General features: G+C 39.4%; 12 protein-coding genes. 6 read left to right on the top strand and 6 right to left on the bottom strand.

The window, feature by feature from the left end:
• Positions 1 to 80 precede the first annotated feature (80 nt).
• On the top strand, positions 81 to 1,409 hold the full coding sequence (locus tag HMPREF3263_RS05975; RefSeq protein ID WP_005698210.1) for an L-cystine transporter: 1,329 nt from the start codon (positions 81 to 83) through the stop codon (positions 1,407 to 1,409).
• A 101-nt stretch (positions 1,410 to 1,510) separates the two neighbouring features.
• Here HMPREF3263_RS05975 and dnaJ read toward each other — a convergent pair whose 3' ends face one another.
• From dnaJ to dnaK, 4 genes are all read right to left on the bottom strand, one after another.
• The gene (gene dnaJ, locus HMPREF3263_RS05970; RefSeq protein WP_005698223.1) at positions 1,511 to 2,647 is read right to left on the bottom strand and encodes a molecular chaperone DnaJ; all 1,137 of its coding nucleotides are present in this window, start codon (positions 2,645 to 2,647) and stop codon (positions 1,511 to 1,513) included.
• A gap of 140 nt (positions 2,648 to 2,787) precedes the next feature.
• Positions 2,788 to 4,056, bottom strand: a complete 1,269-nt coding sequence (locus tag HMPREF3263_RS05965) for an O-acetylhomoserine aminocarboxypropyltransferase/cysteine synthase family protein (protein WP_005698244.1) — start codon at positions 4,054 to 4,056, stop codon at positions 2,788 to 2,790.
• Positions 4,057 to 4,133: 77 nt separating this feature from the next.
• Positions 4,134 to 4,532: a GyrI-like domain-containing protein gene (locus HMPREF3263_RS05960; RefSeq protein ID WP_005698212.1), complete on the bottom strand. Its 399-nt coding sequence runs from the start codon at positions 4,530 to 4,532 to the stop codon at positions 4,134 to 4,136.
• A 108-nt stretch (positions 4,533 to 4,640) separates the two neighbouring features.
• On the bottom strand, positions 4,641 to 6,539 hold the full coding sequence (gene dnaK / locus HMPREF3263_RS05955; protein ID WP_070853092.1) for a molecular chaperone DnaK: 1,899 nt from the start codon (positions 6,537 to 6,539) through the stop codon (positions 4,641 to 4,643).
• A gap of 269 nt (positions 6,540 to 6,808) precedes the next feature.
• Here dnaK and HMPREF3263_RS05950 point away from each other — a divergent pair, with 269 nt between their 5' ends.
• Entirely contained in the window at positions 6,809 to 8,311 is a 1,503-nt protein-coding gene (locus tag HMPREF3263_RS05950; protein ID WP_005698247.1) for a YdgA family protein, read from the top strand.
• Positions 8,312 to 8,397: 86 nt separating this feature from the next.
• On the opposite strand, the gene mgsA is transcribed toward HMPREF3263_RS05950, so the two are convergent.
• Positions 8,398 to 8,856: a methylglyoxal synthase gene (gene mgsA, locus HMPREF3263_RS05945; RefSeq protein ID WP_005698227.1), complete on the bottom strand. Its 459-nt coding sequence runs from the start codon at positions 8,854 to 8,856 to the stop codon at positions 8,398 to 8,400.
• Between the two features lie 307 nt (positions 8,857 to 9,163).
• On the opposite strand from mgsA, the gene aceE reads away from it, so the two are divergent.
• The 4 genes from aceE to HMPREF3263_RS05925 all read left to right on the top strand — a co-directional run bounded on the left by aceE (position 9,164) and on the right by HMPREF3263_RS05925 (position 16,043).
• Positions 9,164 to 11,830 carry a pyruvate dehydrogenase (acetyl-transferring), homodimeric type gene (aceE, locus tag HMPREF3263_RS05940; RefSeq protein ID WP_070853091.1) on the top strand — a complete coding sequence of 889 codons (2,667 nt, stop codon included), beginning with the start codon at positions 9,164 to 9,166 and terminating at the stop codon, positions 11,828 to 11,830.
• Positions 11,831 to 11,919: 89 nt separating this feature from the next.
• Complete coding sequence (gene aceF, locus HMPREF3263_RS05935; RefSeq protein WP_005698246.1) at positions 11,920 to 13,812, top strand: pyruvate dehydrogenase complex dihydrolipoyllysine-residue acetyltransferase; 1,893 nt, start codon at positions 11,920 to 11,922, stop codon at positions 13,810 to 13,812.
• Between the two features lie 93 nt (positions 13,813 to 13,905).
• Positions 13,906 to 15,330: a dihydrolipoyl dehydrogenase gene (lpdA, locus tag HMPREF3263_RS05930; RefSeq protein WP_005698251.1), complete on the top strand. Its 1,425-nt coding sequence runs from the start codon at positions 13,906 to 13,908 to the stop codon at positions 15,328 to 15,330.
• A 161-nt stretch (positions 15,331 to 15,491) separates the two neighbouring features.
• A complete protein-coding gene (locus HMPREF3263_RS05925) occupies positions 15,492 to 16,043 on the top strand; it encodes an NlpC/P60 family protein (RefSeq protein WP_005698228.1) in 552 nt (183 codons plus the stop codon).
• A 78-nt stretch (positions 16,044 to 16,121) separates the two neighbouring features.
• Here the strand turns inward: HMPREF3263_RS05925 and HMPREF3263_RS05920 are convergent, their stop codons facing one another.
• On the bottom strand, positions 16,122 to 16,571 hold the full coding sequence (locus HMPREF3263_RS05920; protein ID WP_005698218.1) for a LexA family protein: 450 nt from the start codon (positions 16,569 to 16,571) through the stop codon (positions 16,122 to 16,124).
• Positions 16,572 to 16,754: the final 183 nt, after the last annotated feature.

The following is a 16,754-nucleotide window of genomic DNA, read 5'->3' as shown; positions in this document are numbered from 1 at the left end:
TTTCATTCCTAAAAAACATTTTATTTCCGTTAATAAAAACCATTAAATAGACTTACTTATCAACTTTTTAAGGAACAAAAATGTTATTTATTACTTTAGTGCTTTTTGTTGCTGTGCTTTTAGGGCTTAATTATCTCTATCGTAGCACGCAAAAATTAGGTCAAACGGTATTTGTTGGTTTGTTATTAGGGCTTGTAGGCGGCGCATTACTGCAATCCTTAGGTGAGCAAGAAACCGTGAAAACCGCCTTAGATTGGATCAATTTAGTGGGCGGCGGTTATGTTCGCTTACTCCAAATGATTGTAATGCCGTTGGTGTTCGTATCGATCCTTTCTGCGATTACGCGTTTAAATCAAGCCAGCTCATTAGGCAAAATCAGTTTTAGCGTACTTTCCGTGCTTTTAGTTACCACCGCTATTGCGGCATTAATCGGTATCATTATGGTGAAAGTGTTTGGTTTAACTGCGGAAGGTTTAGTAGCCGGTGAGCGTGAATTAGCCGCACAGGCGAAAGTCATAGGTCGTGTAGATCAAGTCAGCAACCTTTCTATTCCAGCAATGTTGATTTCTTTTATTCCTAAAAATCCATTTGCAGAATTAACCGGAGCGAATCCAACTTCGATTATTAGTACCGTAATTTTCTCTGCATTTTTAGGTGTAGCAGCGTTAAGTTTACGCAAAGAAGATCAATCACTAGGTGATCGTATTGCACAAGGGGTTGATACATTAAATAAATTAGTCATGCGTTTAGTGCGCTTTGTCATTCGTTTAACCCCTTACGGTGTGTTCGCGTTAATGATTAAAATGGCGGCTACATCAAAATGGGAAGATATTCTGAATTTAGGTAGCTTTATTGTTGCGTCTTATATTGCGATTATCTTGATGTTTATTGTGCATGGCGTACTACTTGGCTTATCTGGTATTAACCCAATCACTTACTTCAAAAAAGCATTGCCAACATTGAGCTTTGCTTTTACCTCTCGTTCAAGTGCGGCGAGTATTCCGTTAAACATTGAAACTCAAACAGATAAACTAGGTAATAATCCTGTTGTAGCAAACTTTTCTGCCACCTTTGGAGCAACAATCGGACAGAATGGTTGTGCAGGGATTTATCCTGCGATGCTAGCGGTAATGGTGGCACCAACAGTGGGCGTTGATCCATTTACGGTGAGCTATATTGCAACATTAGTATTGGTGGTGGCGATCTCCTCTTTCGGTATTGCCGGAGTGGGTGGTGGTGCAACCTTTGCCGCGATTGTGGTGTTATCAACCTTAAATCTACCGTTAGAATTAGTGGGTTTATTGATTTCAATTGAGCCATTAATTGATATGGGACGAACTGCACTGAATGTGAATGGTGCAATGACGGCCGGAACATTATCTAGCAAATGGTTAAAGCTTAAAGAATAATAGAGAGAAAAAGGGCCTAGTGGATAGGTCCTTTTTTATCAATAAAAAAGTGCGGTCAAATTCAAAACCGTTTTAAAATTGACCGCACTTTCTATTTAGGCTTACTTACCTAAGTTATCAAAGAATTTCTTAACACCGTCTAAAAAGCTTGAAGATTTCGGACTATGCGATTTTTGTCCTTTCAAACTTTCTTCCAGTTTTTCTAATAATTCTTTTTGTTCTTTATTTAAGTTCACCGGTGTTTCAATCACCACACGACAAATGAGATCCCCTGCGTAGCCGCTACGTGTAGAGCTCACCCCTTTACCACGCATACGGAAGAGTTTGCCTGTTTGGGTTTCAGCAGGGATTTTGAGTTTCACTTTACCGTCTAAGGTTGGAACTTCAATTTCACCACCTAACGCAGCCATTGAGAAACTGATTGGCACTTCACAGTAGAGGTTATTGCCATCTCGTTCAAAGATATGATGTTCTTTAACATGAATAACCACATATAAATCACCTGCTGGTGCACCATTTTCGCCAGCTGCACCTTCACCACTTAAACGTAATTGGTTGCCGGTATCCACACCTGCTGGGATTTTAACGGAAAGATTTTTCTTCTTGTGAACACGACCTTCGCCATGGCAGCTTTTACATGGTTTTTCAATTTTCTTACCAGAACCATGACAAGTAGGACAAACGGCTTCAGTTACGAAGAAACCTTGTTGGCGACGAATACGACCTGAACCATGACAGCTTGGGCATGTCTCAACTTTTGATCCTTTTTCTGCGCCAGAGCCATCACAGCTATCACAGTGAGCAAGCGTATTGATTTGGATGTCTTTGGTTGTACCTTTTACGGCTTCTTCTAACGTAATTTGGATGTCATAACGTAAATCTTCACCGCGTACTACACGCTGACGACCACGCCCGCCACCGCCGAAGATATCGCCGAACATATCACCAAAAATATCACCGAAATCAGCGCCGCTGAATCCACCACCGAAGCCGCCGCCACCCATGCCACCTTGTTCAAAGGCTGCGTGACCGTATTGATCGTAAGCCGCACGCTTTTCTTTATCACCTAAAATTTCATAGGCTTCTTGGATTTCTTTAAATTTTTCTTCTTTGGCTTTATCACCTTTGGTTCTATCAGGGTGATATTGCATGGCGAGTTTTTTGTAAGCACGTTTAATTGCTTTTTCATCTGCGCCACGTTCAACACCAAGAACGTCGTAATAATCTTTCTTTGCCATAATGTTTTCGTTTTCCATTTAAAAATATAAATTTAAAAAATTTTATTTTGTTATTGTATGGTATTGCGCTAACAACATACCTAAGAATAAAAATAATGTCGAAGTCAGAAATATCAAGGGTAAATTCGTTAATTTATGACTTATTTTGCTGCTGCAAATGCTTGCTCTAAGTCAGCTAAAATATCTTGAATATTTTCAATACCGCAAGAAAGGCGAATAAGTCCAGCAGAAATCCCCGCTTTTTCTAATTCAGCCTCACTTAATTGGCGGTGCGTTGAGGTAGCAGGATGTAACGCACAAGTACGAATATCCGCTACATGTACTTCACGAGAGGTCATTTGTAATGCATTTAACCATTTTGCCGCTGTTTCTTTGTCACCTTTAATCTCAAAGGAAATGACACCGCATAAACCATTCGGTAAGTATTTTTGTTTGAGCACGTAATCTGGTGAGCTTGGTAAGCCAGGATAATTCACTTTAGCTACTTGCAGATGTTTTTCTAAAAACTCGGCTACGGCCTGTGCATTTTCATAATGACGTTGCATACGAAGCGCAAGGGTTTCCATACCCACATTCAATAAGAAACTATTTTGTGGGGCTGGGGTTGCGCCCAAATCACGCATTAATTGCACACGCGCTTTGACAATGTAAGCAGCAGGGCCAAAGGATTCGGTATAAACCAAACCGTGATAAGTTTGGTCTGGCGTGCTTAATTGCGGATATTTGCCGTTATTCCAATTAAAGTTACCACCATCAGTAATGGAGCCACCTAAGGCAATAGCATGACCATCTAAATATTTAGATGTACTGTGAATGACCACATTTGCGCCAAATTCGATTGGGCGGCAAAAATATGGCGTTGCAAAGGTGTTATCAATTAATAATGGTGCCTCTGCTGCTTTCGCTAAGGCGGCAAATTTTTCTATATCCAACACACGTAAAGCGGGGTTAGCAATGGTTTCGGCAAAAATAGCTTTTGTATTTGGACGAATCGCTTTTTTGAGCTCTTCAAGTGGTAAATCTTGATCGACAAAAGTCACTTCGATACCCATTTTTTTGAAGGTATGGGCAAATAAATTGTAGGAACCGCCATACACATAAGAAGAGGAAATGAAGTGATCGCCCGCTTCTAAAATATTCAGCATTGCGTAGAAAACAGCAGATTGGCCTGAGGCAGTACACATTGTTGCGACGCCACCTTCAAGTGCTGTAATTTTTTCTTCAGCAGCATTAGTTGTAGGGTTTGCTAGGCGAGTATAGAAATAACCTGCCGCTTGTAAATCAAATAACTTGCCAATTTCTTCTGCTGAATCGTAAGTATAAGTGGTGCTTTGTACGATTGGTTGAACACGCGGCTCTCCATTTTTAGGGCTATAACCGGCATGGAGACATTTTGTTGCAAATTCCATTGTGTTTTCCTTGGGTTGCATTGATTTTTGGGGAGTAAAGTGCGGTCATTTTTGATAAAATTTTATGCACTTTGAGCTTAGCAATGTGGTTCAACAGCGATATAAATTTCTACCAAACCATCAGGGTAGTATTTTTCAAAATCCACCGAATAAGCCCGCTTAAGTAAACCTTGTTGTTCTTTTTCCCAGATCAGTTGCCATGTTTGATAAATTTCATCTACGTTGCAACGAAAAATTTCGTAGAAACTCAAATCTTCAATTTCAATCACCGGGATATCGGTTTCTAATACAACCTCACTTGCAATCGCAAAATCATAGTCTGCCTGGTAATTCGTAGCATAATTAAAATAAATGCCATAACAATAGTGACCTTGTGGTAGTTTATCGAGGTTGTTTTGCCAAAGGGGGGGAATTATCTCATCTGCTATGTTGTTATTTAAGCGTTGTTGTACGATTGGGTAGAGTTTTAACGCCATTTATCCTCCTGGTTTATTTTTCCTGACCATAAAGTCAGGAAAAATTGTGCTTGATGGATACACCAAAAGGGCGTATTGCTACGCCCTTTTATTTTAGTGAGAGTGAAACTACTTATTATCTTTTACTTCTTCAAACTCAGCATCAACCACATCATCATTTTGGTTGCTACTTTGAGCTTGTTGTGTATCAGCTTGTGGTTGAGCAGCTTGAACAAGTTTTTGAGCAACTTCTGCAAGCGCTTGAAGTTTAGCTTCGATAGCTGCTTTATCTTCACCTTTCGCCGCTGTTTCCAGATCGCTTAATGCGCTTTCGATTGCTGCACGATCTTCAGCTGGAACTTTATCACCCGCTTCTTCTAATTGTTTACGTGTGCTGTGTACAAGATGATCTGCTTGGTTGCGAGCTTGTACTAATTCTTCAAATTTACGGTCTGCTTCAGCGTTTGCTTCTGCATCTCGAACCATTTTTTGAATTTCTTCATCACTTAAACCTGAAGAGGCTTTGATGGTGATTTGTTGTTCTTTACCAGTACCTTTGTCTTTCGCAGAAACGTGGATGATACCGTCAGCGTCGATGTCGAAGGTTACTTCAATTTGTGGCATACCGCGAGGAGCTGGGTTAATGCCTTCAAGGTTGAATTGACCTAAAGACTTATTCGCTGATGCTTGTTTACGTTCACCTTGTAACACGTGAATGGTTACTGCACTTTGGTTATCTTCTGCTGTTGAGAATACTTGCGATTTTTTAGTTGGAATCGTCGTGTTTTTCTCAATTAAGGTAGTCATCACACCACCCATGGTTTCGATACCTAAAGATAACGGCGTTACGTCTAACAATAATACATCAGTTACATCACCCGCTAATACACCACCTTGAACTGCTGCACCGATAGCAACGGCTTCATCCGGGTTCACATCTTTACGAGGTGCTTTACCGAAGAATTCTTCTACTTTTTGTTGTACTAATGGCATACGGGTTTGACCGCCCACTAGGATAACATCATCAATTTGTGATGCACTTAAGCCAGCATCGTTTAATGCAACTTTTACAGGTTCAAGTGATTTCGCCACTAAATCTTCTACTAAAGATTCTAATTTAGCACGAGTTAATTTAATGTTTAAGTGTTTAGGACCTGTAGCATCTGCAGTGATGTAAGGTAAGTTAACATCAGTTTGTTGTGCAGAAGAAAGTTCAATTTTCGCTTTTTCGCCAGCTTCTTTTAAACGTTGCATTGCAAGTGGGTCGTTACGTAAATCAACGCCTTGTTCTTTTTTGAACTCATCTACTAAGTAGTTGATTACACGGTTATCGAAGTCTTCACCACCTAAGTGAGTATCACCGTTGGTTGCTAATACTTCAAAGGTTTTTTCGCCACCCACTTCATCAATTTCGATGATAGATAAGTCGAATGTACCACCACCTAAGTCATATACGGCGATAGTTTTGTTGCCTTGACTTTTATCTAAACCGTAAGCTAATGCTGCTGCTGTTGGTTCGTTGATAATACGTTTAACTTCTAAGCCTGCGATACGACCCGCATCTTTTGTTGCTTGACGTTGAGCATCGTTAAAGTATGCAGGAACAGTGATTACCGCTTCAGTCACTGGCTCACCTAAGAAATCTTCCGCAGTTTTCTTCATTTTTTTCAATACTTCTGCAGAAATTTGTGGAGGTGCAAGTTTGTCACCTTTTACATTTACCCATGCATCACCATTGTCTGCTTTGGTGATTTCAAATGGCATAATATCGATGTCACGTTTTACTTCAGCATCTTCAAAACGACGACCGATTAAACGTTTAATCGCGAACAATGTATTTTTCGGGTTGGTCACCGCTTGGCGTTTTGCCGGTTGACCCACTAAAATTTCGTTATCATTTGTATAAGCGATAATTGACGGGGTAGTACGATCGCCTTCTGCATTTTCAATTACGCGTGGTTTATCACCATCCATTACAGCGACACAAGAGTTTGTTGTACCTAAGTCAATACCAATAATTTTTCCCATGTTGTTACTCCTAATTAAATTTTAAATTCGTTGTAAGTTATTACGATGAATAAGATGTGGATACTTTTTCGCATTTCAAGAGGTAAGATTTAAAATTTTTTCTTCCTTTTAAAGTGCGGTCATTTCCGTTCTTGTTTTACAAAATAAGTCCGCAGGAATAAAGTTCAAGGGGAAAAATAAAATATTTTTGAAAAAATAAGAAAAAAATTTCATTTTATGATAAATTGCTGACAATTTTAGTCATCTATTAATTTAATAAAGGAATCAAAATGAAAAAATCAGTCGTAGCATTAGGCGTAATTGTGGCACTCGGTGCGGTAGGTGTCGGTGGAGCTTGGTTTACCGGGGAAAAAGCACAAACTGAATATTTACGCCAAATTGAATTAGCAAACAAACAAGCTCAGGCTTTAGGCTTATCTGATTCATTTAAGGTTGTTTATCAAAATAAACAGTTTGAGCGCGGTTTCTTTACTTCTCAAGTGGAAGATGAAGTGGTCATATCTTTACCCAAAGAGGGGAAGGTATTTACTATTCCATTTTCAACTAAGCTTTATCATGGTCCATTTCCGCTTAATCAGCTAGAAAAATTCAACTTTGTACCAACAATGTTTTCAGCACAAGGTGTGATTGGTAAAAATGAAACAACCCAACCTTTATTTGATTTGCTTAAATCAGATAAGCCTGTTCAATATCAAGCTTCTACTAGCTATAGCTTATCAACAAAAGGTAAGGTTGATCTAGCGGCAGGAGAAGTGACTGATCCTAACTCACCACAAAATAAAGTAGCTTGGTCAAATATCAATGTTGGTTTTGATATAGATAAGGATCTTGCGGGTAAATATGAAATGACTTTAGACGAAGTGACTGCTGATTTAGGACCTAATCATGTTGATGGGGAAGGTAGCCAGGATGCCACTGCTGTTAAATCGGTAAAAATGAAGATGAAGGGCTCGAAATTTGATGGGGCATTTAATCCAACAAAATGGGCCTATATTTATACCGGTAAAGGTTCTTCTTCAACTGAAAGTTTTGAAATGACCAGTACTGATTATGCAGGAAAAACAACATCTATTATTGAAAAAGGTTTAAAAGCAACATCAGATATTTCACTTAATGGTGATTTTGTGAACTTTAAAAGTGAAAATACATTAGACTCAGTCATTATTGATGGAAAAGATTTGGGAAAATTAACTTACAATGGTGAATTAAACCATATTGAAGCGAACGCAGCAAATGCTTTGATTGAAGCACTTTTCACTGTCTTTAAGTCAGTAAGTGATGATAAAAATGTTAATGAGGAGGTTGTATCTGAAATTTTAAGTTCATGGGTTGAAAATCATGGTATGGCTATTTTTAATAATCAACCTCAAATTAAATTGAATCCGGTTTCTATTTCAGATAATCAAGGTAAGGTCTCATTAGATTTAAATGTGGTGTTAGCAAAAGATCCGAAATTTGATTTAATGGCGGGTAGTTTATATAAACAATTTACGGATTTTGCGGTAAATATTCATGTAGATAAAGCGACTGCAGAAAAAATCATGACACAATTTGCCCCAGAAGAAGATAAAGCTTTGGTTAAAGAGAAAATTGAAGAGCAGGCGAAACAAGCGGCAGCACAAAATATTGTGGTGAATAATGATAAAAATGTAACGCTTACCTTAGTGCTTGAAAAGGGAGAACTCAAACTGAATGATCAAGTGATTCCAGAAGAGCAAGTCCAAGGTGTGTTGTTTATGCTAATGATGGCAGCAGCGGCTCAAGGCCAGTAATTAACAACCAAACAATTAGAAAGGAGATAAAGTCATTTATCTCCTTTTTTATCAGGTTAGGATTGTTTGACTAGCAATATTATCATTTAATCTAAACGAGCCTTTAAATATCCTTCATAATCGGGAATATCAATATCGATTTTCTGATCAAATAAGTTTGATGTTAAAAGAAAATCAGCAGTGCTTTGATTAATTGCTACGGGAATATTCCAAACAGTTGCAATACGCATTAAGGCTTTCACATCGGGATCATGTGGTGCGGCATTCATTGGATCCCAAAAGAAAATCATCATATCAATTTTTTTCTCGGCAATCAGTCCGCCAAGTTGTTGATCTCCTCCCATCGGGCCACTTAATAATGAGGCTATTTCAAGTCCTGTTTCTCTAGACAATAGATGGCCGGTTGTACCTGTTGCATAAAGTTGATGGGGAGCGAGAGCTTCTTTATGTTTCTTTACCCAATTGAGCAGGTTTTGTTTGCAACTATCATGTGCGACGAGCGCTATTCGTTTATGAGAAAAGATTGGGCGAGTTGTCGTGTTCATATTTTGTCCTCTAAAAAGCTTAAAAGCATGCGAACACTTTAGATCAAAGCGGATAGTGTATGCAATACATAAAACAGGCTTTAAATTAAACCAGAAAATCCTTTCAAAATGACCGCACTTTTGGTGAAGAGTATTGCAATAACACAAAGAAATCCTTGAGAACGGTCAAAATCTACTATCTTTCTTACAAAAAATCTTCTAAAATTTACAAGATTTGTTAAATGTTTGTAACATTGATTAACAAGCTAGATTTTCGTGTTTGGTGATGACCAAACTTTATTTTCACTCAGTAAAATAAGGAAAGACTATGTCAAATACCTTAGTAAACGATATTGACCCAATTGAAACACAAGATTGGTTGTCAGCTGTTGATTCATTAATTCGTGCAGAAGGCGCAGAGCGTGCGCATTACATCATCAATCAGGTGATCGATCAGGCACGTAATGGTGGTGTGAACATTGCAAAAGGTGGCGTAACAACCCCTTATGTTAATACCATCCCCGTTTCTGAACAGCCAGCATACCCAGGTGATAAAGCTATTGAGCGTCGTATTCGTAGTGCTGTACGTTGGAATGCGATCATGGCGGTATTACGTGGTCAGAAAAAAGATCTTGAATTAGGAGGTCACATTTCAACTTATCAATCTGCAGCAAGCATGTATGAAGTCTGTTTTAACCACTTCTTCAAAGCTGCTACAGATAAAAACGGCGGTGACTTAGTCTTCTTCCAAGGCCATGCCGCGCCAGGTATGTATGCGCGTGCATTTGTTGAAGGCCGTATTACTGAAGAACAAATGAATAACTTCCGTCAGGAATGTGAACCAGGTAAAGGTCTTTCTTCTTATCCTCACCCGAAATTAATGCCTGAATTCTGGCAATTCTCTACAGTATCGATGGGTTTAGGTCCTGTAAATGCAATCCGTACTGCTCGTTTCTTAAAATACTTAGATAACCGTGGCTTAAAAGACACCAAAGATCAAAAAGTGTATGCTTTCCTTGGTGATGGTGAGATGGATGAAATCGAAGCGAAAGGTGATTTAACCTTCGCAGCACGTGAAGGCTTAGATAACTTAATCTTCGTTGTAAGCTGTAACTTGCAACGTTTAGATGGTCCTGTAACGGGTAACGGTAAAATCGTTCAAGAATTAGAAGGTTTATTTGCTGGTGCTGGTTGGGAAGTGATCAAAGTCATGTGGGGTTCCAACTGGGATAAATTATTTGCCAAAGATACCTCAGGTAAGTTAACTCAATTGATGATGGAAGTAGTTGATGGCGACTATTTAACCTTCAAATCTAAAGATGGTGCTTATGTTCGTGAACACTTCTTTGGTCGTTATCCAGAGACTGCAGCATTAGTAGCGGATATGACAGATGATGAAATCTGGGCGTTAAGACGCGGTGGCCATGATTCAGAAAAACTTTATGCGGCATTCCACAAAGCGCAAACTGCAGGTAAACCTGTTGTGATCTTAGCGCACATGGTTAAAGGTTATAAAATTCCTGAAGCAGAAAGTAAAAACACTGCGCACCAATCTAAAAAAATGTCACTCGAAAGCTTAAAATCTTTCCGCGATCATTTCCAATTAGATATTAAAGATGAAGATATTCCTAACTATCCGTACATCACCTTCCCAGAAGGTTCGGAAGAGTACAATTATCTTCACGGCAAACGTAAAGCGTTAAACGGTTATTTACCAAAACGTTTACCGAAATTCACTACTGAATTTAAAGTGCCAGCTTTGGAAGAATTTGCCCCATTATTGGAAGAGCAAGCGCGTCCAATTTCAACCACAATGGCATTCGTGCGTTTCTTAAATACCTTATTGAAAGATAAGAATATTGGTAAACAAATTGTGCCAATTATCGCTGACGAAGCGCGTACTTTCGGTATGGAAGGTTTATTCCGTCAAATCGGTATCTACAACCCACATGGTCAAAACTATGTGCCTTCTGACCGTGATTTAGTGGCTTACTACCGTGAAGCGAAAGATGGTCAAGTATTACAAGAAGGTATCAATGAATTAGGTGCGGCATCATCTTGGTTAGCGGCAGCGAACTCATACTCTGTAAATAACCTTCCGATGATTCCATTCTTTATCTATTACTCAATGTTTGGTTTCCAACGTGTGGGTGACTTAATGTGGGCAGCAGGTGACCAATTAGCACGTGGTTTCATGATCGGCGGTACTTCTGGTCGTACAACATTAAATGGTGAAGGTTTACAACACGAAGATGGTCACAGCCATATTCAATCTCTTGTGATTCCTAACTGTGTGTCTTATGACCCAGCTTATGTTTATGAAGTGGCAGTTATCCTACAAGACGGTATCAACCGGATGTACGGTGAAAAACAAGAAGATGTGTTCTATTACATCACTACATTAAACGAAACTTACGAACAACCAGCAATGCCAAAAGGCGCAGAAGAAGGTATTCGTAAAGGTCTTTATAAATTTGAAACCGTTGAAGCGAAAGGCAACGAAGGTCATGTTCAATTATTAGGTTCTGGTGCGATCTTCCGTCACGTTCGTGAAGCGGCACAAATCCTTGCAAATGAATATGGTGTAAGCTCAGATGTATATAGCGTGCCTTCATTCACTGAAGTAGCGCGTGAAGGTGCGGATGCAGTACGTTGGAATATGTTACACCCAACTGAAACACCACGCGTACCTTACATTGCACAAGTGATGAACGATGCGCCAGCTGTTGCGGCTACTGACTACATGAAATTGTTCGCAGAACAAGTTCGTGCATTCATTCCAGCACAAAGCTATCACGTATTAGGTACTGATGGTTTCGGTCGTTCAGACAGCCGTGAAAACTTACGTGAACACTTTGAAGTGGATGCGCGTTATGTTGTGGTTGCAGCATTACATGAGCTTGCAAAACAAGGCAAATTTGATGCGAAAGTGGTGGCTGATGCAATCGCGAAATTTGGTTTAAAAACTGAAATTTTAAATCCGCTTTACGCTTAATAAAAAATATCCTGTGCGCTAAAACGCACAGGATCATTTACAAATAAAGTGCGGTTGATTTTAACTGCGTTTTTTAAAGGTAAGATAACATGTCAAAACAAATTCAAATTCCTGATATCGGTAGTGATGAAGTTACCGTAACAGAAGTGATGGTTAAAGCAGGTGATACCATTACCGCTGATCAAAGTATTATTAATGTTGAAGGTGATAAAGCTTCAATGGAAGTCCCTGCACCAGAAGCCGGTGTGGTAAAAGAAGTATTAGTAAAGGTGGGTGATAAAGTCACAACTGGCACACCAATGCTTGTTTTAGAGTCAGCAGATGCGGCAGCGCCTGCTCCAGCAGCACCTGCGCCGGCAGCCGCACCAGCAGCTGCAAGTGTCGTTGAAGTCAATGTACCCGATATCGGTTCAGACGAAGTAAACGTGACTGATATCATGGTGAAAGTAGGTGATACCGTTGAAGTTGACCAATCAATCATCAATGTTGAAGGTGATAAAGCGTCAATGGAAGTACCTGCTCCAGTTGCTGGCGTGGTAAAAGAAATTTTAATCAACGTGGGCGATAAAGTTGTTACTGGCAAATTGATCATGAAATTTGAAGTGGCGGGTGCAGCACCAGCCGCAGTGCCAGTTCAACAGGCTGCAGCACCTGCAGCAGCACCAACAGCTTCAGCCATTAAAGAAGTGAATGTACCAGATATTGGTGGTGATGAAGTAAACGTAACTGAAATCATGGTTGCCGTTGGTGACAGCGTTTCTGAAGAGCAATCTTTAATCACCGTTGAAGGCGATAAAGCCTCAATGGAAGTGCCAGCTCCATTTGCAGGTGTGGTAAAAGAAATTTTAGTGAAATCAGGTGATAAAGTTTCAACTGGTTCATTAATTATGAAATTTGAAGTTGCGGGTGCAGCACCTGCTCCTGCAGCGGCTCCAGCGGCAGCAGCTCCTGCTCCTCAAGCGGCACCTGCAGCAGCGCCAGCAGCACAATCAGGTAATGTATCTGGTTTAAGCCAAGAACAAGTTGTAGCAAGCGCAGGCTATGCACATGCAACACCGGTGATTCGTCGTTTAGCGCGTGAATACGGTATTAACCTTGATCGTGTAAAAGGTACGGGTCGTAAAGGTCGTGTTATGAAAGAAGATATCCAAGCTTACGTGAAAACCGCTGTTAAAGCGTTTGAAACTGGCACTGTATCTTCTGCAGCGGCGGGTAATGGTGTGGCAAACGGCGCAGGCTTAGGTTTATTACCATGGCCGAAAGTTGACTTCAGCAAATTTGGTGAAGTAGAAGAAGTTGAATTAAGCCGTATCAACAAAATCTCTGGTGCGAACTTACATCGTAACTGGGTAATGATTCCACATGTTACTCATTTCGATCGCACAGATATCACTGATTTAGAAGCATTCCGTAAAGAACAGAACAAGATTGTTGAAAAACAAAAATTGGATGTGAAAATTACACCGGTTGTGTTCATTATGAAAGCGGTAGCGAAAGCATTAGAAGCGTTCCCACGTTTCAACAGCTCTATCTCTGAAGACGGACAAAAATTAACACTTAAAAAATACATCAACATTGGCGTAGCGGTAGATACACCAAACGGTCTCGTTGTACCTGTATTTAAAAACGTGAACAAAAAAGGTATTATCGAACTCTCTCGTGAATTAATGGAAGTCTCCAAAAAAGCACGTGACGGTAAACTTTCAGGTTCTGATATGCAAGGTGGTTGTTTCACTATTTCAAGCTTAGGGGGTATTGGTACAACTCACTTTACACCAATCGTAAATGCACCTGAAGTGGCAATTTTAGGTGTGTCTAAATCAGAAATGCAACCGGTTTGGAATGGCAAAGAATTTGAGCCACGCTTAATGCTTCCATTATCATTATCTTTCGACCACCGTGTGATCGATGGTGCTGATGGTGCTCGTTTCTTAAGCTATATCAATGGCGTATTAGCTGACTTACGTCGCTTAGTGATGTAATTAACGCGGTAAGATGTGAGTGATTAGGCTCACATCTTACAGAAAGGATCGCAAAGTGCGGTTCAAAAATTTGAACGTTTTTACGAGGTAAAAATGAGTAAAGAAATTAAAACCCAAGTTGTGGTACTTGGTGCTGGTCCTGCAGGTTATTCAGCGGCATTCCGTTGTGCGGACTTAGGTTTAGAAACAGTACTTGTTGAACGTTATTCAACATTAGGTGGGGTATGTTTAAACGTAGGTTGTATCCCTTCTAAAGCATTACTTCACGTTGCTAAAGTAATTGAAGAAGCAAAACACGCAAGCAAAAATGGTGTGTATTTCGCAGAGCCTCGCATTGATTTAGATGAAGTGCGTGCCGGTAAAGAAGCGGTTGTGGCAAAATTAACCGGTGGTCTGGCAGGCATGGCTAAACAACGTAAAGTGACCGTTGTTGAAGGTTTAGCGGCGTTTACCGATCCACATACATTAGTGGCTCGTGATCGTGATGGTAAACCAACTACAATTAAATTCGATAATGCAATTATTGCAGCAGGTTCTCGTCCAATTCAATTACCATTTATTCCACATGAAGATCCACGCGTGTGGGATTCAACGGATGCACTTAAATTAAAAGAAGTTCCGAAAAAACTGTTAATCATGGGCGGTGGTATCATCGGTTTAGAGATGGGTACCGTATATGATGCATTAGGTTCTGAAGTTGAAGTGGTTGAAATGTTTGACCAAGTAATTCCTGCGGCAGATAAAGATGTGGTAGGTATTTATACCAAACAAGTTGAGAAAAAATTCAAGTTAATGCTTGAAACTAAAGTGACTGCAGTTGAAGCAAAAGATGATGGTATCTATGTTTCAATGGAAGGTAAGGCATGCAACGATACTAAACGTTATGATGCAGTATTAGTTGCAATCGGTCGTACACCAAATGGTAAATTGATCGATGCTGGTAAAGCAGGTGTTGAAGTGGATGAGCGTGGTTTCATTCATGTTGATAAACAAATGCGTACTAATGTGCCTCATATCTTCGCAATCGGTGATATCGTTGGTCAACCAATGTTAGCTCACAAAGGTGTTCACGAAGGTCACGTTGCGGCAGAAGTGATTGCAGGACAAAAACATTACTTCGATCCAAAAGTCATTCCTTCTATTGCTTATACTGAACCAGAAGTGGCTTGGGTTGGTAAAACTGAGAAAGAATGTAAACAAGAAGGCTTAAACTACGAAGTCGCTAAATTCCCATGGGCTGCTTCAGGTCGTGCGATTGCTTCAGAATGTGCTGAAGGTATGACTAAATTGATCTTCGATAAAGATACTCACCGTATACTTGGTGGGGCTATCGTGGGGGCTAACGGGGGTGAATTATTAGGTGAAATTGGTCTGGCCATTGAAATGGGTTGTGATGCGGAAGATATTGCATTGACTATCCATGCTCACCCAACACTTCATGAATCTGTTGGTCTTGCGGCTGAAGTATTTGAAGGTTCAATTACCGATCTTCCAAATGCAAAAGCGAAGAAAAAATAATCAATTTTAATCTTTTTAAGGGTTGCTTATTTAGCAGCCCTTATTTTTTTGAGATCTCGCTCACAAAATTGCATAAAAATTCAATAAGAACTGGCGCAGATAATAGCTTTCTGATAGAATTCGACCAATTTTGTTTTATATTATTTTATTATTTAAAGGCTATGTTAAAGAAGATTTTGATTATTGTAGGTTTGGCCGTGTTGACAACGGCCTGCTCTAATAGCCCTAGGCAGGCTCAAAACGGTGTTATTGCTGAAAGTGATGATGCCGAGTTAGCGGGATTGATTGCTGGTTTAGATGGAAAAAAAAGTGAAATTCATTCTAAATTAAGAACAAACCGTCCTAAATCCGGTTTAATTGGTGATAAAGCACTTTCTCAAGTTTATAATGAATGGGTGGGAACACGTTATAGAATGGGAGGAACTACAAAACGTGGTATTGATTGCTCTGCATTTATGCAAACAGCTTTCCTTGATGCTTACGGTATGGAACTGCCTCGTTCAACTTCAGAACAGCGTTATTTAGGTCGTCAAATCCAAAAGAATGAATTGCGTAAAGGCGATTTAGTATTCTTCCGTCGAAATAACCATGTAGGTGTTTATATTGGTAATAACCAATTTATGCATGCAAGTTCAAGTCAAGGTGTAACCATTAGTTCATTAGATGAAGATTACTGGGCAAGAACCTACACACAATCTCGTCGTGTGATGTAATTACAATTTTTATTTTAACAAAAAGTGCGGTTAATTTTAATCGCACTTTTTCTTTGTTTAGATTATTTGATGTTTGGCTTAAGCCGCAAATTTCATTAAGTCTCTTCTTGGTTTCATTTGATGGATGGTATTCGTCACAGTGCCAACTAATGGTAAGTTTGTCCATTGCGTTGTTTTAATGTTTTCCACTTTAGAATCTAATGCCATGAATACAAATTCATTATCACTTACGCCGGCAAATTCATAAATATGGAACTCGTCTTGTTTTTCTAAGACGATAAGATCCCCAATGAAAAGGCTGTCATTTTTTTCAACAACTAACATATCACCCATTTCAATCCCCCAAGCAAGCATATTTGGATTGGTAACACGAATAAAACAAGTTTGCTGTGGACGTTTGATGCAATAAAGGTTGAGATCTAATTTTTTATTAAATGTTGATTTATTCTCAACATCATTGAAAAATGGCATAGGATGATAAGAAAACGTCGTATCATGTTGTGCAACTGTATTTGCGTAGTTCATCATCTAGTGTTCCTTTTTAGTTTGTGTGTTTTTAATCATTGGTTGTTTATACAGTATTAATATACTGTTATTAGATACAGTATGTCAATAGGGTATAGAAAAAATTTTTTTATAGACGGAAATTTTAGAAAAAATTCATTCCTTATTAAAAAAGTTCAATTTTTTAACAAAATAATAAAGAAAAAA

Source organism: Haemophilus sp. HMSC61B11 (genome assembly GCF_001838615.1).
In the GTDB taxonomy this organism is placed as follows: Bacteria; Pseudomonadota; Gammaproteobacteria; order Enterobacterales; family Pasteurellaceae; genus Haemophilus_D; species Haemophilus_D parainfluenzae_AD.
This window is presented reverse-complemented; position numbering and strand designations above follow the sequence as displayed.